General features: G+C 60.5%; 18 protein-coding genes. 9 read left to right on the forward strand and 9 right to left on the reverse strand.

The features are described from left to right. The first annotated feature begins 141 nt into the window (after positions 1–141). Entirely contained in the window at positions 142–1650 is a 1509-nt protein-coding gene (locus BFN67_RS05195) for a DEAD/DEAH box helicase (RefSeq protein WP_080918581.1), read from the forward strand. A 187-nt stretch (positions 1651–1837) separates the two neighbouring features. On the opposite strand, the gene BFN67_RS05200 is transcribed toward BFN67_RS05195, so the two are convergent. The 4 genes from BFN67_RS05200 to BFN67_RS05215 form a co-directional block, all read right to left on the reverse strand. Next, positions 1838–2485, reverse strand: coding sequence for a YiaD family glycine zipper/OmpA-like lipoprotein (locus BFN67_RS05200; protein WP_080918582.1), 648 nt, complete (start codon positions 2483–2485; stop codon positions 1838–1840). A 158-nt stretch (positions 2486–2643) separates the two neighbouring features. Next, a protein-coding gene (gene prfB, locus BFN67_RS05205) for a peptide chain release factor 2 (RefSeq protein WP_139789034.1) occupies positions 2644–3775 on the reverse strand; the annotation gives its coding sequence in 2 pieces (ribosomal slippage) (positions 2644–3708 and positions 3710–3775; 1131 coding nt in all). A gap of 174 nt (positions 3776–3949) precedes the next feature. Continuing rightward, positions 3950–6406, reverse strand: a complete 2457-nt coding sequence (locus BFN67_RS05210) for a penicillin-binding protein 1A (RefSeq protein ID WP_080918584.1) — start codon at positions 6404–6406, stop codon at positions 3950–3952. Between the two features lie 202 nt (positions 6407–6608). Next, positions 6609–7859, reverse strand: coding sequence for an N-acetylmuramoyl-L-alanine amidase (locus BFN67_RS05215; RefSeq protein ID WP_080918585.1), 1251 nt, complete (start codon positions 7857–7859; stop codon positions 6609–6611). A 615-nt stretch (positions 7860–8474) separates the two neighbouring features. On the opposite strand from BFN67_RS05215, the gene BFN67_RS05220 reads away from it, so the two are divergent. Beyond that, positions 8475–11327, forward strand: a complete 2853-nt coding sequence (locus BFN67_RS05220) for an Rne/Rng family ribonuclease (protein ID WP_080918586.1) — start codon at positions 8475–8477, stop codon at positions 11325–11327. Between the two features lie 167 nt (positions 11328–11494). Here BFN67_RS05220 and BFN67_RS05225 read toward each other — a convergent pair whose 3' ends face one another. Together BFN67_RS05225 and BFN67_RS05230 are read right to left on the reverse strand one after the other, a co-directional pair. Then, positions 11495–11728 (reverse strand): DUF378 domain-containing protein, encoded by a 234-nt coding sequence (locus BFN67_RS05225; protein ID WP_080918684.1) that lies wholly within the window; start codon positions 11726–11728, stop codon positions 11495–11497. Positions 11729–11862: 134 nt separating this feature from the next. Next, positions 11863–13011 (reverse strand): pyridoxal phosphate-dependent aminotransferase, encoded by a 1149-nt coding sequence (locus tag BFN67_RS05230; RefSeq protein ID WP_080918685.1) that lies wholly within the window; start codon positions 13009–13011, stop codon positions 11863–11865. 134 nt (positions 13012–13145) lie between these two features. On the opposite strand from BFN67_RS05230, the gene BFN67_RS05235 reads away from it, so the two are divergent. From BFN67_RS05235 to aat, 6 genes are all read left to right on the forward strand, one after another. Beyond that, positions 13146–14543 carry a M48 family metalloprotease gene (locus BFN67_RS05235; protein ID WP_080918587.1) on the forward strand — a complete coding sequence of 466 codons (1398 nt, stop codon included), beginning with the start codon at positions 13146–13148 and terminating at the stop codon, positions 14541–14543. Positions 14544–14587: 44 nt separating this feature from the next. Beyond that, positions 14588–15379: a DsbA family protein gene (locus BFN67_RS05240; RefSeq protein WP_080918686.1), complete on the forward strand. Its 792-nt coding sequence runs from the start codon at positions 14588–14590 to the stop codon at positions 15377–15379. 143 nt (positions 15380–15522) lie between these two features. After that, a complete protein-coding gene (aroQ, locus tag BFN67_RS05245; RefSeq protein WP_080918687.1) occupies positions 15523–15984 on the forward strand; it encodes a type II 3-dehydroquinate dehydratase in 462 nt (153 codons plus the stop codon). Then, the gene (gene accB / locus BFN67_RS05250) at positions 15984–16448 is read left to right on the forward strand and encodes an acetyl-CoA carboxylase biotin carboxyl carrier protein (protein ID WP_080918588.1); all 465 of its coding nucleotides are present in this window, start codon (positions 15984–15986) and stop codon (positions 16446–16448) included. Before aroQ ends, accB begins: the two co-directional genes overlap by 1 nt. A gap of 11 nt (positions 16449–16459) precedes the next feature. After that, positions 16460–17812 carry an acetyl-CoA carboxylase biotin carboxylase subunit gene (gene accC / locus BFN67_RS05255; RefSeq protein ID WP_080918589.1) on the forward strand — a complete coding sequence of 451 codons (1353 nt, stop codon included), beginning with the start codon at positions 16460–16462 and terminating at the stop codon, positions 17810–17812. A 10-nt stretch (positions 17813–17822) separates the two neighbouring features. Continuing rightward, positions 17823–18440: a leucyl/phenylalanyl-tRNA--protein transferase gene (gene aat, locus BFN67_RS05260; protein ID WP_080918590.1), complete on the forward strand. Its 618-nt coding sequence runs from the start codon at positions 17823–17825 to the stop codon at positions 18438–18440. A gap of 12 nt (positions 18441–18452) precedes the next feature. On the opposite strand, the gene BFN67_RS05265 is transcribed toward aat, so the two are convergent. Next, complete coding sequence (locus BFN67_RS05265; protein WP_245295161.1) at positions 18453–19112, reverse strand: DUF2155 domain-containing protein; 660 nt, start codon at positions 19110–19112, stop codon at positions 18453–18455. 113 nt (positions 19113–19225) lie between these two features. Continuing rightward, positions 19226–19624 (reverse strand): NADH:ubiquinone oxidoreductase subunit NDUFA12, encoded by a 399-nt coding sequence (locus BFN67_RS05270; RefSeq protein ID WP_080918591.1) that lies wholly within the window; start codon positions 19622–19624, stop codon positions 19226–19228. A gap of 180 nt (positions 19625–19804) precedes the next feature. Here BFN67_RS05270 and BFN67_RS05275 point away from each other — a divergent pair, with 180 nt between their 5' ends. Next, positions 19805–20542, forward strand: coding sequence for a 2OG-Fe(II) oxygenase (locus BFN67_RS05275; RefSeq protein ID WP_080918592.1), 738 nt, complete (start codon positions 19805–19807; stop codon positions 20540–20542). A gap of 14 nt (positions 20543–20556) precedes the next feature. On the opposite strand, the gene gatB is transcribed toward BFN67_RS05275, so the two are convergent. Next, on the reverse strand, positions 20557–22056 hold the full coding sequence (gatB, locus tag BFN67_RS05280) for an Asp-tRNA(Asn)/Glu-tRNA(Gln) amidotransferase subunit GatB (RefSeq protein WP_080918689.1): 1500 nt from the start codon (positions 22054–22056) through the stop codon (positions 20557–20559). Positions 22057–22217: the final 161 nt, after the last annotated feature.

Here is a 22217-nt window from a genome sequence, read left to right on the forward strand (position 1 = left end):
GCGCACAATCGCGGCATTATAGCCCGTTTGTGTTGACAAATCGCGGCCTTGCGCCTATCGCCATCCACGATATTGCAGGCGCGAGGCGCTTGCCGCGACGGTAGCCGCCGCGCTTTCCGAACAGCCAAAGACAGCAGCAATTTGTCCTCAGACATACAGACCGCCGAAAAGGCGTTGAGTTTCGCAGAACTGGGCCTTTCGCAAAAGGTGCTTTCAGCAGTCACCGACGCCGGATACACCCAGCCGACCCCCATCCAGGCAGGCGCCATCCCCTATGTTCTTGCCGGCAAGGATGTATTGGGCATTGCCCAGACCGGCACCGGCAAGACCGCCTCCTTCGTGCTGCCGATGCTGACGCGCCTGGAAAAGGGCCGTGCCCGCGCGCGCATGCCGCGTACGCTCATTCTCGAACCGACGCGCGAACTCGCCGCACAGGTCGAGGAAAATTTCAACAAATATGGCAAGAATCACAAGCTCAACATCGCGCTGCTGATCGGAGGCGTCTCCTTTGACGAGCAAGATCGCAAGCTGGAGCGCGGTGCTGACGTGCTGATTGCCACACCCGGCCGCATGCTCGACCATCGCGAGCGCGGCAAGCTGCTTCTCAATGGCGTGGACATCCTGGTCATCGATGAAGCCGACCGCATGCTCGACATGGGTTTCATCCCCGATATCGAGCGTATCTGCGAGATGATTCCCTTTACGCGTCAGACGCTGTTCTTTTCGGCCACCATGCCGCCCGAAATCACCAAGCTTACGGAAAAGTTCCTGCAGGCGCCGGTTCGGGTCGAGGTCGCGCGTGCCGCGACTACCGCGGAAACCGTCACCCAGAGGCTCGTCAAATCCGGCACAAAGCCGTGGGACAAGCGCGCGGCCCTACGCGACCTGATCCAGGAGGAAGATGAAAGTCTGAAGAATGCGATCATCTTCTGTAACCGCAAGGTCGATGTGTCCGAACTGTTTCGTTCGCTGACCAAGCATGATTTCAATGCCGGTGCATTGCACGGTGACATGGATCAGCGCGCGCGCATGACCATGCTTTCCAATTTCCGTGACGGTAAGTTGAAGCTACTGGTTGCGTCGGATGTCGCGGCGCGCGGCCTCGATATTCCCGATGTCAGTCATGTCTTCAATTACGACGTGCCGATCCACGCAGAAGACTACGTCCACCGCATCGGCCGTACCGGCCGGGCCGGCCGCTCCGGCAAAGCGTTCACCCTTGTGACACGCGCCGACGCCAAGCATCTCGACGCCATAGAACAACTTACGGGGCAGGCGATCGAATGGAAAAGCGGCGATCTTTCAACGCTCGCCGTCACCGACAGCGAGGATGAAGCGCCTCGCCGCGGCCGAGGTAATGCCAAGCGCGGTGGTAGGCGCCGGAGCGACAATGAACGCCATGCGCGGCGCGGAACAAAGAGCACCGAAGCGGCAGAACCGGTCGCCGCCCGACCGGATGATGCCGAGAACGAACGGCGGGGGCGCAAGGACGCTATCCGCTCCCACAATGACGAACGCAAGGCCACTAGGGGCGAGAGCAAAGCTCGTGGCGCAAAGCGCCCTGCCCGCAATACCGATGACGATCATGAAATCGTGCTCGGCTTTGGCGACGACGTGCCGGCTTTCATGCGCATTCCGGCTAAGGTTTGATCGCGTCCCGAGCATCGGATCGGAAAATGGAAGCCGGTTTGCGGCTATTCCGATCAGTGTTTAACTCATTTATCGGCAAAAATGTCTCGCGTTCGGAACGCGGAAGCAAATGGATAGGATGCGGTCCATCTACATGAAACGGCCCCGAACGGGGCCGTTTTCAGTTTGGGATGAAGCTTTCGCCAAGTCAGGTGAGCGGCGAGAGTTGGATCTCCACACGGCGGTTCTTTGCCCGCCCTTCTTTCGTGTCATTGGAGGCGATCGGGCGCGTCTCGCCGAAGCCGGTGACGGCGAAGCGACGTGAATCCACACCTTGGCTGCCGAGATAATTGGCGACCGATATCGCCCGGCGCTGTGAAAGATCGAAATTGTGCTGCTCGCTGCCGGTGGAATCGGTATGGCCATAAACGTCAACCAAGGTTGACTTGTACTTCTTGAGAACGAGAGCCACCGAATTCAGGACCGGGTAGAAATCCGCCTTAACGGCGTCCTGATCGACATTGAAGGTGATGTCGGACGGCATGTTGAGGACGATCTGATTGCCGACGCGCGTCACGCTGACGCCCGTGCCCTGCAACTGGGCGCGCAATTCAGCTTCGTTGCGGTCCATCACCGAGCCGACGGCACCACCGGCAAGCGCGCCGATGCCTGCGCCGATCAAGGCATTGCGGCGGTCGTTACCGCCAGCAAGCGTGCCGAGCGCTGCACCTGCGAGACCGCCAAGCACCGCGCCGCCGGCTGTATTGGAAACCTTCTGCTGGCCGGTATAGGGGTCTGTCGTACATCCAGCCACAGCGAAAGCAACGGCCACAACCGCAAGCACGGTCTTCTTCATGAAATATCCCTCTCTTGATCCTCTGCCGATTCGGCGGAGCTATGGCCCCTCGCGGCGCCTTGTAACATGAAATGCTGCAAAAAAGCGGAGCCTGAACGCACGCTGATTCGGTCCTACTATAACAAAAGGGCGCTTCGTGCGCGCCCCAATGGCCTCAGCTAATCGATATCTGCGATCGGCTCGCCGCTGCCACCCTCAATGCGTTGTGACAGCGAGGCCTCCATGAAGTCGTCGAGGTCGCCGTCCAGCACATTCGATGGGCTGGTGGATTCCACCCCGGTGCGCAGATCCTTCACCAATTGATAGGGTTGCAGAACATAGGAACGAATCTGATGTCCCCACCCAATGTCGCTTTTGGAAGCCTCGGTCGCGCTGGCGGCGGCTTCGCGCCGCTTCAACTCTTCTTCATAGAGACGCGAGCGAAGCATTTCCCAAGCCTTGGCGCGGTTCTTGTGCTGTGAACGTTCTGCCTGGCAGGCGACGGCGATGCCGCTTGGAATATGGGTAATGCGCACGGCCGAATCGGTAGTGTTGACGTGCTGACCACCGGCGCCCGACGAGCGATAGGTATCGATCCGCACTTCCGATTCAGGAATATCGATGGCGATCGAATCGTCGATCACCGGATAGACCCAGGCACTGGCAAACGAGGTGTGGCGCCGCGCATTGCTGTCATAGGGAGAAATGCGCACCAGACGGTGAACGCCCGATTCTGTTTTCAGCCAACCATAGGCATTGTGACCCTTGATAAGAACCGTCGCGGACTTGATGCCGGCTTCCTCGCCGTCATGGATTTCCAACACCTCGACCTTGAAGCGCCGCCGCTCGGCCCAGCGTGTGTACATACGCAGCAGCATGGAGGCCCAGTCCTGACTCTCCGTACCGCCGGCACCGGCATGGATTTCGAGATAGGTGTCGTTGGCATCTGCCTCGCCGGAGAGCAGCGTCTCGATCTGCCGAGCCTTGACCTCGCCCTGCATGGAGCGCAGCGCCGCCTCGGCCTCGAAGACGACGCTTTCGTCGCCCTCTTCCTCGCCAAGGTCGATCAGCCCGATATTGTCTTCGAGGCCCTGTGTCAGGCCCTTGACCGCGCCGATGCCTTCCTCAAGGCTCTGGCGCTCGCGCATGAGTTTTTGGGCCTCCAGGGGGTCGTTCCAGAGGCTCGCGTCCTCGGCGCGAACATTGAGGTATTCAAGCCGCTTTACAGCCTGATCCCAGTCAAAGATGCCTCCTCAGCAGGGTGATGGCCTGCCTGATCTCGTCGATGATAGTTTGCGTTTCCGCGCGCATGAAAAGCTGTTCCTGTTCGTCTTTGCCGTTATGTCGGCGCGATACATAGAACATCGGACCGAAAAGTGGAATCCGGTTTTCGGATTATTCCGATGCTCGCTCCAAGTGTCGGGCCGGCCGCGCCTGTAGCCGAGCGGGCCGGCCTGAAGCCGCCCCACCGATCGATGCGAAAGCTCAGTAAAGACCGCCGCCGCCTGACTGGATGGCCTGGTTGGCCTGCGGCGACAGTGATCCGCCGTAGCCATTCGAGCCGTCTTCTCCCATGCCGATCACCCAATAGCTGTCGGCAGGCCCGGTTCCGGGCTTGAAGGCTTCGATGATGGTATTGGGATCGCCGGGGTGCGCACGCATGCCGGTCTTGCGGTCGATGGCGATGAGTTTCATGCCCGCCGGCACCTTGAAGTCGACATCAGGCTTGCCATCGAGAGCAACGCGCATGAAGTTCTTGAAAACCGGCGCGGCCAAGCCGCCACCCGTCGCACCATGGCCGAGACCTTTGGGCTGGTCGTAGCCGATATAGAGGCCGACGACGAGATTCGGCGTGTAGCCGACGAACCAGGCATCCTTTTCATCATTGGTCGTGCCGGTCTTGCCGGCGATGTGACGGCCAAGTTCGCGGATGGTCGCTCCCGTACCGCGCTGCACGACCCCCTCCATCATGGAGGTGATCTGGTAAGCGGTCATCGGATCGAGAACCTGCTCGGAATTGTCGATCAGTTCCGGCTCTGGTTGTTCGTGCCATTCCTTGGCATTGCAGCCCTCGCAGGTGCGCTCGTCATGCTTGAAGACGGTCTTGCCATAGCGGTCCTGAATGCGGTCGATCAGCGACGGCTTGATGGATTTGCCGCCATTGGCCATGATTGAATAAGCGGATACCATGCGCATCACGGTCGTTTCGCCCGAACCCAACGCCATAGGCAGATAAGGTGCGAGATGGTCATAGAGGCCGAAACGCTCCGCATATTCCGCCACAAGTTTCATGCCCATGTCGTTGGCCAGCCGCACGGTCATCAGGTTTCGCGACTTTTCGATGCCGGAACGAAGAGTCGAAGGACCGGCGCTACGCCCGCCATAGTTTTTCGGCGTCCACACCGTATTGCCGGACTTGATGGTGATCGGCGCGTCCATGATGACGGAAGCCGGCGTGTAGCCATTGTCGAGCGCCGCCGAATAGACGATCGGCTTGAAGGCCGAACCCGGCTGGCGCATGGCCTGGGTGGCGCGGTTGAATTGCGAGACCGAATAGGAAAAGCCGCCGACCATGGCCAGCACGCGCCCCGTATGCGGATCCATGACCACCATGCCGCCCTCGACCCTCGGCACCTGGCGCAACTGGTAGGCGCTATCGGAATCGGCCTTCTTCTCGACATAGATGACGTCGCCAGGCTTGAGTACGTCCGCCGGGCTCTTGGCTTTCAAGGTCTTGCCATCGACGATGTGGCGCATCGCCCAAGCCATATCCTTCTTGCTGACGGCGCCCTCGACCCGCTCCTTGACCTGCGTGCCGGATTCCTGGCGTGCAGGCTGCAAACCGATGGTCAGGCCGTCGGCATCGCTGGAAAGCACGACTGCAACCTTCCATTCGGGGACGTCCCCGAGATCATCGACCTCCCCGAGCGGTTTGCCCCAGTCACCAGAAATATCGACGGTCTTGATCGGTCCGCGATAGCCGCGCAGCGTATCGTATTTGATAAGGCCGCCCTGCATGACCTTGCGGGCAAGGCGCTGGAGAGACGGATCGAGTGTGGTGCGGACCGAAAGTCCGCCCTCGTAAAGTGCCGTCTCGCCATAACGAGCGATGATTTCACGGCGCACTTCCTCGGTGAAATATTCCGAAGCGAACAGATAGGTGCCGCCGCGGCGCAAATTGACGCCAAGCGGTTCGGCCTTGGCCTTGACGCCTTCTTCCGATGTCACATAGCCATTGTCCACCATCTGGCCGATGACCCAATTGCGGCGTTCAAGCGCGCGTTCGGTATGCCGGAAGGGGTGGTAGTTGGCAGGCCCCTTCGGCAACGAAGCCAGATAAGCGGCTTCGGACACGGTGAGTTCGTTCACCGATTTGTCGTAATAGGTGAGTGCGGCTCCGGCGATACCATAGGCGCCCATGCCGAAATAGATCTCGTTGAGATAAAGCTCGAGGATACGATCCTTGGAATAGGCCTGCTCGATGCGGAAGGCCAGGATCAGTTCCTTGATTTTGCGCTCATAGGTCTGGTCGGATGACAGCAGGAAGTTTTTCGCAACCTGTTGGGTAATCGTTGAGGCGCCGACCTGTCGCCGCCCCGTGCCAAAATTCTGCAGATTTGTAATCACGGCACGCATCAGGCCCGTGATGTCAACACCGGGATGGTTGTAGAAATTCTTGTCTTCGGCCGAAAGGAACGCCGCCTTGACGCGGTCTGGGATAGCCTGGATCGGCAAATAAAGGCGCCGCTCATGAGCATATTCAGCCATCAAGGAACCGTCCGAGGCGTGGATGCGCGTCGTTACCGGCGGCTCGTATTTGGCCAGCACCTCATAATCGGGCAGATCCTCCGTCAGATGGCTGACATAGATCGCAGCACCTGCGGCCACCAGAAGAGCCAGCATCGTGCCGATACCGAAGAAATAACCGATAAGACGAATCATGCTTGCTCCAGCCGGAAGTCCAGACCTGTCCTAAACCATGCGGCATAGCGCGCAAGGTTTGCCAACGGTCCCATCCGCAATCGTGCACCCATGTCGCCCTCATGTGGGCAAAATGCGGCAAGGCCCCTTTTTGGCTTCATGCCGCTCCGAAACAGGGCCGCTGTTGCGCTGCCGCCACGCCAATGGGCGCATCAACACCCTCTCAGCCGCCCATCGCAGTCCGGCGCGTGGCGAACAACGCAATCGCGTCGGCAATGCTTTGAGCCGTCTTGTCGCGCCATGCCGGATCGTTCAATTGCGCCTCATCCTTGGCATTGGACAGATAGCCGAGTTCGACCAGAACCGAGGGAACATCAGGCGCCTTGAGCACCCTGAAGCCCGCATAGCGGTGCGGATTGTTGATCATCCCGATGACGTCCGACAGTTTGTGGACCAGAGTATCGGCAAACCGCATCGAGAATTTATGCGTCTCGCGACGGATGAGGTCGATCAGGATATCCGCGACTTCCCGTCTTTCCTCTTTGACCTCGATGCCCGCAAGCTGGTCGGAAAGATTTTCACGATTGGCCAAGGCTTCCGATTCCGCATCGGACGCCTTGTCGGAAACGGTATAAACTGTGGCCCCGCGCAGGCTTTTCACACGGATCGTATCGGCATGGATGGAGATGAAAAGATCGGCGGCGTGCCGGCGCGCAATGTCCACGCGTTCGTCGAGTCCGAGGAAAATATCGCTGTCGCGCGTCATGAACACGTCATATCGGCCGGTCGCGGCGAGCTTGTCGCGCAACTGAGCGGCAAATGCCAGGGTGACATCCTTCTCGATCGTCCCGTCGGGGCTTTCCGCGCCCCCGTCGATGCCGCCATGACCGGGATCGATGACGACGGTAAAGCGATGACGCTCGTCCGCAGCCTTACCGATGCGAGCACCCTTATCGGTCGAAACGGTCGAACCGGTGGTCTGCGCCTGCACCGAAAGCGCTTCGGCGAACTCACGCTCCGACGCGGCCTTGATGTCGGCCGTCACACGATAACCGGAGTCGTCCTCATTCTTCAGTACATCCACCCGATCGACGACGAATGGCCCCTCGCCGGTAATAATCAGCCGGGACGCGCCATGGGCGACGGTGCCGTAGCGCACCGTCTTGATCAAACCGTGAGACTTGAGAGCTTTCGGATCCAGCGCAAGCCTTGTATCGGGCAGATCGATGACCATACGGTGCGGAGCGCGTAGCAGAAACCAGCGAATATTCGGCTCACGGTCGAAATTCATCGCCACGCGCATGCGGCTGGCATCTCCCGTAATGCTAAAGGCGGTGCCGTGAATCGGCGCTTCGGCGGCACTTGCCGACGCGCAAAAGGAAGCAAACAGGGCCGTGATCAGGCAAAGCATGGCGGCCAGGCGCAATAAGCCACCCGGGCGTCCATCCTTGTTAACGATCGCTGTCAACCCCATCTCCAAAGTGGTCGCTTCATTGTCGGTGCCATATCTCCATCGCCCGGAGCAGCGGATCGCCAATGCGATTAACGATCCGTAACCAGAGAAGGTTAACCAAGCCTTTTCATTTACCCGGCATCGGAAAACGGGTTGCCTTCGATCCCGCCAAATCATAAAAGCGACATCGGACCACTGCAATGCTGGAACCGCCTTGTCCGCAGCTTCCTGCATCATGCAGGCCGGACGAGAAGAGGGTCGCTCTTCATATCGACGGTTAACATTGCCGGTGGCCATATTGATTTTCGCAGCCGTGATCCCGTGGCGGGGGAAATGGTTGCGTCAGGAAAACGGCGAGGGACAGCCCCGCGCCGGCTCTTGCTCAGAGCAAACAAGCTGGCCCGGCTTCCGGGCTTTGGTTCAAAAGGTTTCGCTGGGTGACGATCGCTCTAGACGCAAAAAAGATGGAAAGATCCGCATTGAACCGCGCCGTTTCGGCTGCGGGCGGCACCGTCATCGTGTCAGAACGGCGACCAGCGAACATTCAATTATCCGGCATCCATTTCCTTACAGTCCCAGGACGGCGGGCCTTGCCCGACCGGTCATCGCTGACGGCTGCCGGCAGGAAACATCATAATGCCCAACAAAATGCTCATAGACGCCTCCCACCCGGAGGAAACACGCGTTGTCGTCGTTCGCGGTAACCGTATCGAAGAATTCGACTTTGAATCTCAGGACAAGAAGCAACTTAAAGGAAATATCTATCTCGCCCGCGTAACTCGGGTCGAACCATCCCTTCAGGCCGCTTTTGTCGAATATGGCGGGAACCGGCACGGCTTTCTCGCCTTCAGCGAAATCCATCCAGACTATTATCAGATCCCGATCGCGGACCGTCAGGCGTTGCTGCGCGCCGAGGCTGAAGAGGCCGAAAACGACGATCATGACGAGCATGACGGCGAGGAGCGCCATGAGCGCGGCCGTGGCAGGCGCGGGCGCCGGCGGGGCAGCAAGGCACGGCCCACAAGCGACGACGAGACAAATGTCGAAGCGCAGAACGCCGATTCCAACCCCGATGAAGTGACCGGCGAAGGCGAATCGGATGCCGCAGCCGCCTCGGAACATGCCGAGGGTGCGACCGAGGATGCTCAAGACGCGGCTCCCGACGCCGAGCACGACACGACCATAGCCGCGAAAGCCGATGCCGATGTGGTATCGGAGGAGCCCGGCGAGGACGCATTCGAGGCCAGCGACGAAAACCAAGCCAGCGACAATGGCGAGAACGGCCACGACGGCAATGGATCCAACGACAACGGCAACGACCATCACGAGGTCGAATCCGTCGGTGCCGAGGACGCTTTGGACGAAGCGCGCAGCCGTCGCAAGCCGCTTCGTCGGCAATACAAAATTCAGGAGGTTATCAAGCGCCGCCAGATTCTTCTGGTGCAGGTGGTCAAGGAGGAGCGCGGCAACAAGGGGGCGGCGCTCACCACCTATCTGTCGCTTGCCGGCCGCTATTCGGTTCTGATGCCCAATACTGCGCGCGGCGGCGGCATCTCGCGCAAGATCACCAATGTGCAGGATCGCAAACGGCTGAAGGAAGTGGTCGCCGATCTTGAAGTTCCGCAGGGTATGGGCGTCATCCTGCGTACCGCCGGCGAAAGCCGCACCAAGGCCGAGATCAAGCGCGATTACGAATATCTGATGCGGCTATGGGAGAATGTGCGTGGTTTGACGCTGCACTCCACCGCCCCTGCCCTCGTCTATGAGGAAGGTTCGCTCATCAAGCGGTCCGTGCGCGACCTCTACAACAAGGACATCAACGAAATCCTGGTCGCCGGTGAAGACGGCTATCGCGAGGCCAAGGATTTCATGCGCATGCTGATGCCGAGCCACGCCAAGGTGGTGCAGCCCTATCGCGAGGCAACCCCTATCCTTGTGCGTAGCGGCATCGAGGCGCAACTCGACCGCATGCTGCAACCGCAGGTGACGCTGAAAAGCGGCGGCTACCTCATCATTAACCAGACCGAGGCGCTGGTTGCCATCGACGTCAATTCCGGTCGCTCCACCAAGGAACACTCCATCGAGGAGACCGCGCTTCACACCAATCTGGAAGCGGCCGAGGAAGTGTCGCGCCAGTTGCGGCTGCGCGACTTGGCCGGGCTCATCGTCATCGATTTCATCGACATGGAAGAAAACCGCAACAACCGGGCGGTGGAAAAGAAGCTCAAGGATTGCCTGAAGAACGACCGGGCACGCATCCAGGTCGGTCGCATCTCGCATTTTGGATTGATGGAGATGAGCCGCCAGCGCATCCGCGCCTCGGTGCTGGAATCGACCATGAAGCCATGCCCACATTGTGGCGGCACTGGTCATGTGCGCTCCGATTCCTCGGTGGCGCTGACTGTAGTGCGTGGCGTCGAAGAGTTCCTGCTGAAAGATTCACACCATCACATCGTTGTGCGCACGCCCGCGGCAACGGCTCTCTACGTGCTCAACCACAAGCGCAGCACATTGGTCGAACTGGAAAATCGCTTCGGCCTGACAATCTCCGTCGAAGCCGACGAATCGGTCGGCTCGCAATATTATGTCATCGCCCGTGGAGCGGTGGCGGAAAAGCCTGAGGGCTTCGTCGCGACACCCGCCCTGCCCGTCTATGACGAGCCTGAGGAGCCCGACGTCGCGGTCGAAGAGGAAGAAGACGAGGTGATCGCCTCGGATGAACAGCCACGGCAGACGCGCTCAAGTGAGGATGGCGAAAGCAGGGATGGCGAAGGCAGAGATCGCAAGCGTCGCCGTCGGCGCAGGCGCCGTGGCGGTAAGGACCGCGATCACGATGCCGCCGCGCAGAATGAAGAAGGAAACGCCGTTTCGGAAACTGTAGAGGCGAATACGGCCGAGACGGGTGCCGCAGGTGAAGCCGAACCGGAAGGTGAAGCGACGGATGCGGCCGCCGCCGATACCGATGGCTCCGAAGCCAACCCCACCAAGAAGCGGCGGCGTGGCAAGCGCGGCGGCAAGCGCAATCATCGCGAAGGCGAAGACGAAGCGGTCGTGAGCGAAACGGCAACGGGCGAAACCGATACTGACGCGGAAGTCAGCCAGCCTGTCGCTGAAGTTGCGGAAGCTACCGCACCGGTGGCGGCGCTCGAAGATCAGCCCGTCGAGGAGCCGGCCGAAGAAAAGCCGAAGAAGCCGCGCCGAACCCGCTCGAAAAAAGCGGCCGCCAGCACCGAAACTGGTTCAGAACCGGCAACCGGACAGCAGGCAGAGGCCACGCCAGCCACCGAGAATGGCGCGGCTGTCCAGCCAAAAGAGGCGGAAGCAGCCGAAACTGAACCCGCGAAGCCGCGCCGTACGCGCCGCAAGCCTACGGCAGCGGCATCCGTGGAGCCGGTCGTCTCCTCGATCACTGTCGGAGAGCCGGAAGCCAAGCCGGCCGAAGAAAAGCCGAAACGCGCCGGTTGGTGGCAGCGCAAGGGATTCTTCTAACATTATATTACGAATGCAAATCGGGGCGGCGGCATAAAATGCCGCCGCCCTTTTTCATTGCAGGTAAGAGCATCGGGCCGAAAAATGGGATCCGGTTTTCGGGTTATTCCGATGCTCCATCAAAGTGTTAGAGCGTCCTTTGTGCGTCCAGTTGAACGCACGGCGCTCTAATGGTGAGCATGACGTTCCGCCGAGACTTCAGTTTCGGTGAAGCTTTGGACGAACGGCATGAGTTGCCATATCGCCGACAGCCCGATGATCACATAGGCAATGCGGGCCACCGCATCCCCGGAGCCGCCGAAAATGGCACCTAGAATGTCGTAGCCGGCCAAGCCCATCGACAGCCAGTTCAGGCCACCGATGATGATCAGGATGAGAGTAATCAGGTTCATCGCGCGCATGTTTGCCTCCGCGAGTTGTGTTACCTGCATTGAAAATATGATTCTTTTCGCGGGCTTCCATGGCAATCGCGAGATTGTGACAAGCCTTGCCTCACCGTGACGGACCGGCTTGTTTCCCCGCGTAGAAAATCGACTCAGGACAGCCAGCGTTCGATACGAGCCAGAGCCTCGCTCATGTCGTCATGGGAGCCGGCATAGGAAAAGCGCATGGTTCGATGCCCCTGCAGCGGGTCGAAGTCCCGGCCGGGCGTCGCCGCGACATGCGCCTCGGTCAGCATTTTGCGTGCGAAATCCATGCTGTCATTGGTGTGCCGCGTGACATCGCAGAAGGCGTAGAAGGCGCCATCCGCCGGTGCGGCAAGCGGCAAACCGAGTTCCGGCAGTCTTTTCATCAGGAGATCGCGATTCCAGGCGTAACGGGCCTTGATCACGTCCAGCTCGTCCGTCGCGGAAAAGGCCTCGATAGCGGCAATTTGCGAAAGCTCCGGCGCCGAGATGTAGAGACTCTGGCCGATGCGCTCCACCGCCCGCACCAACGGCTGTGGCAATACCATCCAGCCAACACGCCATCCGGTCATGCAGTAATATTTGGAAAACGAGTTGATGACCGTGACACCGCTGCCATAGGCGAGCGCGGACGTATCGGGCGCACCGTAGGCGAGCCGATGATAGATTTCATCCGAAATCACTGCAATGCCGAGGCTTTCGGCCGTCTCGACCAGTGCCTTCAGTTCAGCCGGCGGGATGACCGCGCCGGTCGGATTGGCGGGGCTGGCAAACAGCACGCCCTTGAGCGGCTTTTCTTCATGGGCGGCGCGCAGATGGCCGGCATGCAGCCAGGCATCCTTGCCAAGCTCGATCTCGACCACCTCGATGCCGAGTGCCGCCATGATGTTGCGATAGGCTGGATAACCGGGCGCGGCGATGGCGACACGGTCGCCGGCATCGAACATGGCGAGAAAGGCAAGATTGAATGCCGCCGATGAACCGGTGGTCACCGCAATGCGCTCGGGCGCGATGTCGAGATTGTAATGCTCGCCATAGTGGCTGGCGATCGCGCGCCGCAATTCGGCAAGGCCGAGAGCGTCCGTATAGCCAACACGGCCATGCTCCAGTGCCCTGGCCGCAGCCCGGCGCACACGCTCAGGCGCGGGATCGGACGGTTGGCCGACAGCCATGGAGATGACCGGCACGCCCTGCGCCTTCAGGCGATTCGCCTGAGCCAGAACATCCATGGCGTGAAACGGCTCGACCTCGCCGCGCCGTGAAAGCGAAACAACCATGGAATACCGATCCTTGTCCGTGCTGCTATGGCCTGCGCCGCACAAATGCCTGATTGGTATGAGGATCACAAGTTCAGGAAGTTTTCGCGGCCGCCTTTCCATCAAGCACGGCGTCGGCTACGAGTGGACAAATCATGTTGAGCTTGTCACGACCCGCAACCCCATTCGGAAGGGCCGCGCGCACGCTGGCCACGCTCTCGTTCGGCCTGGCGATGGTTTTTGCCGCCGCGCTGCAGGCAGCGGCGCGAAATGTGCCAATTGTGCGCGACGCCGAAATCGAGGCACTGGTACGCGACTATGCGAAGCCGATTTTCAAGGCTGCTGGCCTTTCCAACGCCGGCATCCGTATCGTGCTGGTCAACGATCCGAGCTTCAACGCCTTCGTCGCCGGGCGGCGCCTGTTCATCAACACCGGCGCGCTGATGCAGGCAGAGACACCGAACGAGATCATCGGCGTGATCGCGCATGAGTGCGGGCATATTGCCGGTGGGCATCAGCAGAAACTGCGCGACCAGTTGGAGCGCTCCAAAACCATGGCGATCGTGGCCACGTTGCTTGGTGCAGGCGCGATTGCCGCCGGAGCCGCCAGTCACAGCCGTGGCCTGGCCGGGGCCGGCATGGGGCTGGCGACAGGCGGCGGCGAGTTGGCGCAACGCAGCCTCATGCACTACCAGCGCGGCGAGGAAATGACCGCCGACCGCTCGGCAATCATCTATCTCAACGCCACCGGTCAATCCGGCAAGGGCATGCTGGATACGTTCGAGCGCTTCCAGAGCGCCCTCTCCCTCTCCGGCGCCCAGATCGACCCATACCGCATCAGCCACCCGATGCCGCGCGAGCGCATCTCCAATCTCCAGGCGCTCGTGAAAAAGAGCCCATATTACAACAAGACCGATTCGGCTTCCCTGCAACAGCGCCACGACATGATGCGCGTCAAGATTGCCGCCTTCACCGATGGTCAGGGCGCGGTCTCCCGCCTGACGCGCAAACAACTCGATCCTCTGGCGTTGAAATACAGCTCCGCGCTGATGGCCTATCTCTACGGCGATCCCCGTTCCGCGCTGACGAAGACGGAAAGCCTCATCAAGACACAGCCCAAGAACCCGTATTTCCGGGAGTTGCGCGGTGACATTTTGATGAAGGTCAACAGGCCGAAGGACGCAGCCGGTGCTTATGCCAAGGCGGTCAATCTCGACCCGGCCGGCTCGGGCCTGCTGCCGGTGTCCTACGGGCAGGCCTTGCTCGCCGTTGGCACGCCCAGTTACGTCAAGAAGGCGATTGCCCAGATTTCCAAGGGCTTGCGGCGCGACCGCGAGAATGTCGCCGGTTACCGCTATCTGGCCCAAGCCTATGGCGAACTGGGCGATGTGGCCGATGCGGAACTGGCCACGGCCGAGGGCCACTATTATGCCGGCGCCTACAAGGACGCGAAGATTTTCGCCATGCGGGCGCAACAAAGAATGAAACGCGGCACACCGGGATGGGTGCGCGCGCAGGACATCATCAACACCCGACAAATCGGGCGAGAATGAATGAGATACCGGCAGAACTGACCGGCAGTCAAAAGGACAGGACCATGAAGAAGGCAAACTTGCTCGCAACCGGAGCCGCCCTTGCCATGCTCACGCCCGGTTTCGTGGCGGGCACGGTGCGGATCGCCAATGCCGACGGCGCAGCAACGACCCAAAGCGCGACAGGCACCAAGATCGACCGCAAGGAGGTCGAAGGCATTATTCGCGATTATCTGCTGAAGAACCCGGAATTGCTGCTGGAGGTGCAGGACGCTTTGGAGACCAAGCAGCGCGAAGAGCAACGCCTGGCCAGCGAAGGCGTCATCGAGGAAAACAAGGCGGAGATATTCAACTCGACCTTCGACGGCATTGTTGGCAACCCGAACGGCAAAACTACCATTGTCGAGTTCTACGATTACAATTGCGGTTTCTGCAAACGCGCCATGGAGGACATGCAGGCGCTGACCAAGGCCGACCCCGATCTGCGCTTCGTGCTGAAGGAATTCCCGATCCTGAGCCCCGACTCGCAGAAGGCCAGCGTGGTTTCCATGGCCTTCCACATGATGCATCCTGAAAAATACGGCGAGTTCCACAAGGCGCTGCTTGGCGGCCAGGGCCGCGCGACGGAAGCCACGGCCATCAAGGTGGCGCTGTCGCTCGGGGCCGATGAAAAGGACCTGCGGGAAAAGATGAAGGACCCTTCAATCCCCGAAGCCATTTCCAAGACCTATGATCTTGCCAACAAGCTGATGATCACCGGCACGCCGTCTTATGTGATCGGCAACGAAGTGGTGTTCGGCGCGCTCGGCGAACAGGTTCTGGCCGAGAAGATCGCCAGCGTCAAGGCGTCGCAGTAAAGCGGACGTTCGCTTTTTGCGCCTCTCGCTGTGGACAGAGGCGGGAATGGTCTTGCGCTCTTTTCGCAGCGGCCTATGCCCGCTATAGAGAACCTGCGCCTCGGCCGGATTCTATGGCTTGGAGCGCGGAAAAGGTTTGTGTTTTGTCAACGGTTTTCGTCCTCAACGGTCCCAACCTCAATATGCTCGGCAGGCGCGAGCCCTCCATCTATGGCGTCGCCACGCTTGAGGATATTGCCGAAGATTGCCGCAAGGCTGGCGCCTCGCTTGGGCTGACGATAGATTTCCGACAATCCAACCATGAAGGCGAACTGGTAGGATGGATCCAGGAGGCGGCGGAGGGCGCCAGCGGGATCGTGCTCAATGCCGCCGCCTATACGCACACATCAATTGCCATCCACGACGCGATCCGGGCAGCAGCCCCCCTGCCGGTCGTCGAGGTGCATCTTTCCAACATTCATGCGCGGGAACCTTTCCGTCATGTTTCCAAGGTCGCTCCGCACGCTGTCGGCATGATCTGCGGCTTCGGCCCGCTTGGCTACCGGCTTGCGCTGCAAGCGCTTGCCGCCCGCTTCGCAGCGGACGGAGAAAAGAAGGAAGTATAATGAGCACGAAAAATTCTGGTGTTGACCAGCAATTGATCCGCGATCTTGCGGGCATATTGAACGACACCAATCTGACCGAGATCGAGGTTGAACTGGGCGACCTCAAGCTGCGCGTGTCGCGTCATGCGCCGGCGGTTCACGCCGTCGCCGCGCCGCAGCCAATGCCTGCCCCGGTGGCGGCACCGCAACCGGTGGCCGCAGTGGCGCCAGCGCCCGCGGCCGAGCAATCGAAGAACGCCGTGCCGTCGCCGATGGTCGGCACCGCTTATCTGGCTCCCTCGCCCGACGCCAAGGCCTTCATCGAAATCGGCCAGCAGGTCAAGGAAGGTCAGACCCTGCTTATTATCGAAGCGATGAAGACGATGAACCAGATTCCCTCGCCGCGCTCGGGCACGGTCAAGGCCGTTCTCGTCGAAGACGCGCAGCCGGTCGAATTCGGCATGCCGCTCGTCGTGATCGAATAGGCCGAAGCGGGATGTTTCAGAAAATCCTTATCGCCAATCGGGGCGAAATCGCACTGAGGGTGCTGCGCGCCTGCAAGGAACTCGGCATTCAGACAGTCGTGGTGCATTCGACCGCCGACGCCGACGCCATGCATGTGCGCCTTGCCGACGAAAGCGTGTGCATCGGCCCGCCGCCTTCGCGCGACAGCTATCTGAACATCCATCAGATCGTCGCGGCCTGTGAAATCACCGGCGCGGATGCCGTGCACCCCGGCTACGGCTTCCTGTCGGAAAACGCCAAGTTCGCCGATATCCTCGCTGCCCATAACATCACCTTCATCGGCCCATCCGGCGATCATATCCGTGTCATGGGCGACAAGATCGAGGCCAAGCGCACGGCAAAGCGCCTCGGTATTCCGGTCGTTCCGGGTTCGGAAGGCGCGGTCACCGATGAGAAGGAAGCCAAGCGCGTCGCCGCCGAAATCGGCTATCCCGTCATCATCAAGGCATCCGCCGGTGGCGGCGGCCGCGGCATGAAGGTGGCGCATTCGGAAGACGATTTGGAAGTGGCGCTGGCGACGGCGCGCTCCGAAGCCGGCGCCGCCTTCGGTGACGACGCCGTCTATATCGAGAAATATCTGGAAAAGCCGCGTCACATCGAATTGCAGGTGTTCGGCGACGGTGCCGGCAAGGGCGTGCATTTCGGCGAGCGCGACTGCTCCCTGCAGCGCCGGCACCAGAAGGTTTGGGAGGAGGCCAATTCGCCGGCCCTGAACACGGAGGCGCGCGCGCGCATCGGCGGTATCTGCGCCAATGCGGTTGCCGATCTAGGCTATTCGGGCGCTGGAACGGTCGAGTTCCTTTATGAGAACGGCGAATTCTACTTCATCGAGATGAACACGCGTCTGCAGGTCGAGCACCCGGTGACGGAAGCGATCACCGGCATCGATCTCGTGCATGAGCAGATCCGCGTCGCCTCCGGCGGTGGCCTGTCCGTCACCCAGGACGACATCAAGTTCAACGGCCATGCCATCGAATGCCGAATCAATGCCGAGGATGCGCGCACCTTCGTTCCCTCTCCCGGCACGATCACCCATTTCCACACGCCGGGCGGGCTCGGCATCCGCGTCGATTCGGGTGTCTATTCCGGCTACAGGATCCCGCCTTACTATGACAGCCTGATCGGCAAGCTGATCGTGCATGGCCGCAACCGTGTCGAATGCATGATGCGGCTGCGCCGGGCGCTGGACGAGTTCGTCGTGGACGGCATCAACACCACGCTGCCGCTGTTCCGCGATCTTGTCGGCAATCCCGACATCGCCAATGGCGACTATGATATCCACTGGTTGGAGAAATATCTGGCCGCGGAAGCCGCAACGCACTGAGGCGAAATCCATGACCCGCCCGTTTGCGCCGGGTTACAGCATCCCGACCGACCTGTTGCTCAAGGCCTACGCCACGGGCGTATTCCCGATGGCTGAAAGCGCGGCCGACCCGGAAGTCTTCTGGGTCCGGCCGGAAAAGCGCGGTATCATCCCGCTCGACGGCTTCCATGTGCCGAAGAGCCTTGCCAAGACGCTGCGCAAGGGCCTGTTCGACATCCGTTTCGACTTCGATTTCGAAGCGACCATCGACGGTTGTGCCGAAAAGCGCACCGAACGCGCTTCGACCTGGATCAACGCGCCGATCCGCGAGGCCTATATACGGCTTTATCGACTGGGCCACTGCCATTCGGTCGAGGCATGGCAAGGCGATCAACTCGTCGGCGGACTTTATGGCGTGACGCTGGGCCGCGTTTTCTTCGGCGAAAGCATGTTTTCGAAAAAGACCGACGCCTCCAAGATCTGCCTGGTGCATCTTGTCGAGAGATTGAAAGAACGCGGCTTCGCGCTTCTCGATACCCAGTTCACCACCGAGCATCTGAAACACTTCGGCGCGCTAGATGTGCCGCGCGCGAAATATGAAATCATGCTGGCAGAGGCACTGAAAGGCGAAGCGCGCTTCTACCCGTAAGCGGCAATCGTCTCAATTGGCCTTGGATGCGTCGTCATTCACCGTTGTGGTGGCCGGCGCCGCATCGTCGGATGCCTTGGCCGACGTCGGCGGCGGCACCTTGGACTTCTGCTTGCAGTCCTTCAGCCATACGTCATAGACGGGATGCTCGACGGCATTGAGGCCGGGACTCTGCGCAAACATCCAGCCGGTGAAGATACGGCGGATCTTGCGATCGAGAGTGATCTCATCGACCTCGACGAAGGAGTCGGTTTTGGCGACCTCAGCTTCGGGCCGCGAATAGCAGACGCGCGGCGTCACCTGTAAGGCGCCGAACTGCACCGTCTCGTTGATATAGGCATCGAAGGTGATGATACGGCCGGTGATCTTGTCGAGCCCGGTAAATTCGGCAACCGGGTTGGAAACACGCTCGACCTTGGGTTCGGGCGCCGGCTTCTCGGTAATCACGTCCTGATTCTGTTGCTCGTCCTGACTCGCCGCCGGCGGCTGCGTTTGTGCCGGCGGGGTCTCTGGTGGTGGGGTGCCCTGATCGTCCGGCAGAGAATCCCAGTCCTGCACATTCCACGTCGGGTCTTGCCCCTGTACATCCTGCGCAAGAAGCACCGTCGGGAATATGAAAGCCGCAGCAAAAGCGGCCGCCGCGAGGATCGTGCTATGGCTGAAACGTGTCATGCGGCTACCGGTCGTGCGTCTCGGTTGATTCGCGATCGCCCAAGCTAAAGCACGCTAGGCGTGCCAACCAGCTAAACGGCAATTGTGGCGATAAAAGACCCGGCAGCAGCGCCTCAGGCACCCGGCGTCCAGGCGTCATAATCCCCGGTCACCTGCGGGCGATGCTGGTTGCCCAGCACCGAACCCTTCGGTCGGTAGGCGGCGGGTGTGCCGGTCAAATTTGGCTTATGCGGCTTCTGCCATTCGCGCGGCGCATAGTTTTCGTCCGAAGGCGCCACGTCTACACGATGATGCATCCAGCCGTGCCAGCCGGGCGGAATGGCAGAAGCCTCGGAATAGCCGTTATAGATCACCCAGCGCCGCGTCTGGCCGTCGGAGTTGATTCCGCCCTCGTAATAGACGTTGCCGGCGGCGTCCTCGCCGACCTTCTTGCCGTGCCGCCAGGTGTGGAAGCGCGTGCCCCAGGTCTGGCTGTTCCACCAGGTGAAAAACTGTACGATCAACGTCTTCATCGCTATACCCGCGGCGCGAATGGCTTTGCCTGCTTATGGCGTCCGATGGCTGCAATGGCAAGGGTTTTACCGTCAGCCTTCGCCTGAACTCCCCGAACTGCCGCGAAGTTGAAAGCAGGAAACGGGTGGGCCGCCGACCTCAACCTTCCTAGATTTCTCCTTCAGATCTACGGAGGCAGCATGGACACCCAAGCCGACACCATTCCCCTCGCCCAGGCCGATGAGCGGATCAGCCGCTATGACTGGCCGCTGCTGGCCACCGACCTGGACAGCCATGGCTGCGCGATGCTCCAAAATCTTCTTACCGCAGACGATTGCGACCGAATTGCCGGGCTTTACGACACCCCGCAGCATTTCCGCAGCCACGTCGTGATGGCGCGGCACGGCTTCGGCAAGGGCGAATATCGCTATTTCAGCTATCCGCTGCCGTCGCTGTTGGACGACTTGCGCACCGCGCTCTATCCAAGGCTGGCACCCGTCGCGAACGCATGGAACGAGCGCATGGGCATTACCGCCCGCTATCCGGGCTCGCATGAAACGTTCCTCAAGCTCTGCCACGATGCCGGCCAGGTGAAGCCGACGCCGCTTCTGCTGCGCTACATAGCCGGCGATTTCAACTGCCTGCACCAGGACCTTTACGGCGACCTCGCCTTTCCCTTGCAGGTGGCCATCCTGCTTTCCCGGCCGGGCGAGGATTTTTCAGGCGGCGAATTCGTGCTGACCGAACAGCGCCCGCGCATGCAAAGCCGCGTCGAGGTGGTGCCGTTCAGCCAGGGCGACGCCGTGATCTTCGCCGTGCATAACCGGCCGGTCAAAGGCACGAAAGGCAATTACCGCGTCAACCTGCGGCACGGCGTCAGCCGCATACGCTCCGGCCAGCGTCATACCGTCGGCATCATCTTTCACGATGCGAAATAGGCTGCCGCCTGCGGCTATTCGAGCCCGAGCTTGGTCTTGACCAGATCGTTCACGGCTTGCGGGTTGGCCTTGCCGCCGGTCGCCTTCATCACCTGCCCGACGAACCAGCCCGCCATTGTCGGCTTCGCCCTGGCCTGCCCCACCTTGTCCGGGTTGGCAGCAATCACCTCGTCCACCGCCTTTTCGATAGCGCCGGTGTCGGTGACCTGCTTCATGCCGCGCGCCTCGACGATTTCCTTCGGATCGCCGCCTTCGTTCCAGACGATCTCGAACAGATCCTTGGCGATCTTTCCCGAAATCGTTCCTTCCCTGATAAGGTCAACCACCGCGCCGAGTTGGTCGGGCGAAACCGGAGTCTCTTCAATGGTTTTGGCGGATTTGTTCAACGCCCCCAATAGATCGTTGATGACCCAGTTGGCCGCGAGTTTGCCGTCGCGCCCACTCGCGACCTTCTCGAAATAATCGGCAATGGCCTTTTCGGAAACGAGGATCGAGGCATCATAGGCCGACAGGCCGAGTTTCTCGATCAGCCGCGTCCGCTTGTCGTCGGGAAGTTCCGGCAAGTCCTTCGCCAGTTCATCGACATAAGCCTGGTCGAACTCCAGCGGCAAAAGATCGGGGTCGGGGAAATAACGGTAGTCGTGTGCTTCTTCCTTGGAGCGCATCGAACGCGTCTCGCCCTTCACCGGGTCGAACAGCCGCGTTTCCTGATCGATCTGGCCGCCGTCCTCCAGAATGGCGATCTGGCGACGTGCCTCGGCCTCGATGGCCTGGCCGACAAAGCGGATGGAATTGACGTTCTTGATCTCGCAGCGCGTGCCGAATTCGCTGCCCGGCTTGCGCACCGAAACATTGACGTCGGCGCGCATGGAGCCTTCATCCATATTGCCGTCACAGGTGCCGAGATAGCGCACGATGGTGCGCAGTTTGGTGAGATAGGCCTTGGCCTCGTCGGCCGAGCGCATATCCGGCTTGGAAACGATCTCCATCAGCGCCACGCCCGAGCGGTTCAGATCGACATAGGACATGGTCGGGTGCTGGTCATGCATCGACTTGCCGGCATCCTGTTCCAGATGCAGCCGCTCGATGCCGATCTCGATATCCTCGTATTCACCCTTCTTGTCCGGACCGACCGAAACGATCACCGTACCCTCGCCGACGATCGGCTGCTTGAATTGCGAAATCTGATAGCCCTGCGGCAGGTCGGGATAGAAATAGTTCTTTCGGTCGAAGACCGATTTCAAATTGATCTCGGCCTTCAATCCAAGCCCGGTGCGGATCGCCTGCTTGACGCATTCCTCATTGATGACGGGCAGCATGCCGGGCATCGCCGCATCGACCAGCGACACGTTGGCGTTGGGAGCGGCGCCAAAGGCGGTCGAAGCGCCGGAAAACAGCTTGGATTGCGACGTCACCTGGGCATGTACTTCCAGCCCGATGATGATTTCCCAATCGCCTGTGGCGCCGGGAACGAGGCGCTTGGCTTCGGGCGTGCGGGTATCGATGATGGTCATGGCGGCCTGCAAACAGCGAAGATAACAACACCCGCTCGATGGCAATGCCCCGAACGGCTTGATCGTCTTTCGCTAGTGCAAAGCGGCCCGATAGGCAAGCGCGCCGGCCTTTCGCTATGAAGCCGCCCGCCGGTAAACGACCGCAAGTTCGCCGCTCAATG

The sequence above is a fragment of the Manganibacter manganicus genome, assembly GCF_002075885.1.
Classification (GTDB): domain Bacteria; phylum Pseudomonadota; class Alphaproteobacteria; order Rhizobiales; family Rhizobiaceae; genus Mesorhizobium; species Mesorhizobium manganicum.

Bases quoted from the DNA above. Each gene is read 5' to 3' on its own strand.
- BFN67_RS05200 (WP_080918582.1), bottom strand. From the start codon at position 2,485: ATGAAGAAGACCGTGCTTGCGGTTGTGGCCGTTGCTTTCGCTGTGGCT.
- BFN67_RS05210 (WP_080918584.1), bottom strand. From the start codon at position 6,406: ATGATTCGTCTTATCGGTTATTTCTTCGGTATCGGCACGATGCTGGCT.
- BFN67_RS05215 (WP_080918585.1), bottom strand. From the start codon at position 7,859: ATGGGGTTGACAGCGATCGTTAACAAGGATGGACGCCCGGGTGGCTTA.
- BFN67_RS05220 (WP_080918586.1), top strand. From the start codon at position 8,475: ATGCCCAACAAAATGCTCATAGACGCCTCCCACCCGGAGGAAACACGC.
- BFN67_RS05225 (WP_080918684.1), bottom strand. From the start codon at position 11,728: ATGCGCGCGATGAACCTGATTACTCTCATCCTGATCATCATCGGTGGC.
- BFN67_RS05230 (WP_080918685.1), bottom strand. From the start codon at position 13,011: ATGGTTGTTTCGCTTTCACGGCGCGGCGAGGTCGAGCCGTTTCACGCC.
- BFN67_RS05235 (WP_080918587.1), top strand. From the start codon at position 13,146: ATGTTGAGCTTGTCACGACCCGCAACCCCATTCGGAAGGGCCGCGCGC.
- BFN67_RS05240 (WP_080918686.1), top strand. From the start codon at position 14,588: ATGAAGAAGGCAAACTTGCTCGCAACCGGAGCCGCCCTTGCCATGCTC.
- accB (WP_080918588.1), top strand. From the start codon at position 15,984: ATGAGCACGAAAAATTCTGGTGTTGACCAGCAATTGATCCGCGATCTT.
- accC (WP_080918589.1), top strand. From the start codon at position 16,460: ATGTTTCAGAAAATCCTTATCGCCAATCGGGGCGAAATCGCACTGAGG.
- aat (WP_080918590.1), top strand. From the start codon at position 17,823: ATGACCCGCCCGTTTGCGCCGGGTTACAGCATCCCGACCGACCTGTTG.
- BFN67_RS05265 (WP_245295161.1), bottom strand. From the start codon at position 19,112: ATGACACGTTTCAGCCATAGCACGATCCTCGCGGCGGCCGCTTTTGCT.
- BFN67_RS05270 (WP_080918591.1), bottom strand. From the start codon at position 19,624: ATGAAGACGTTGATCGTACAGTTTTTCACCTGGTGGAACAGCCAGACC.
- BFN67_RS05275 (WP_080918592.1), top strand. From the start codon at position 19,805: ATGGACACCCAAGCCGACACCATTCCCCTCGCCCAGGCCGATGAGCGG.
- gatB (WP_080918689.1), bottom strand. From the start codon at position 22,056: ATGACCATCATCGATACCCGCACGCCCGAAGCCAAGCGCCTCGTTCCC.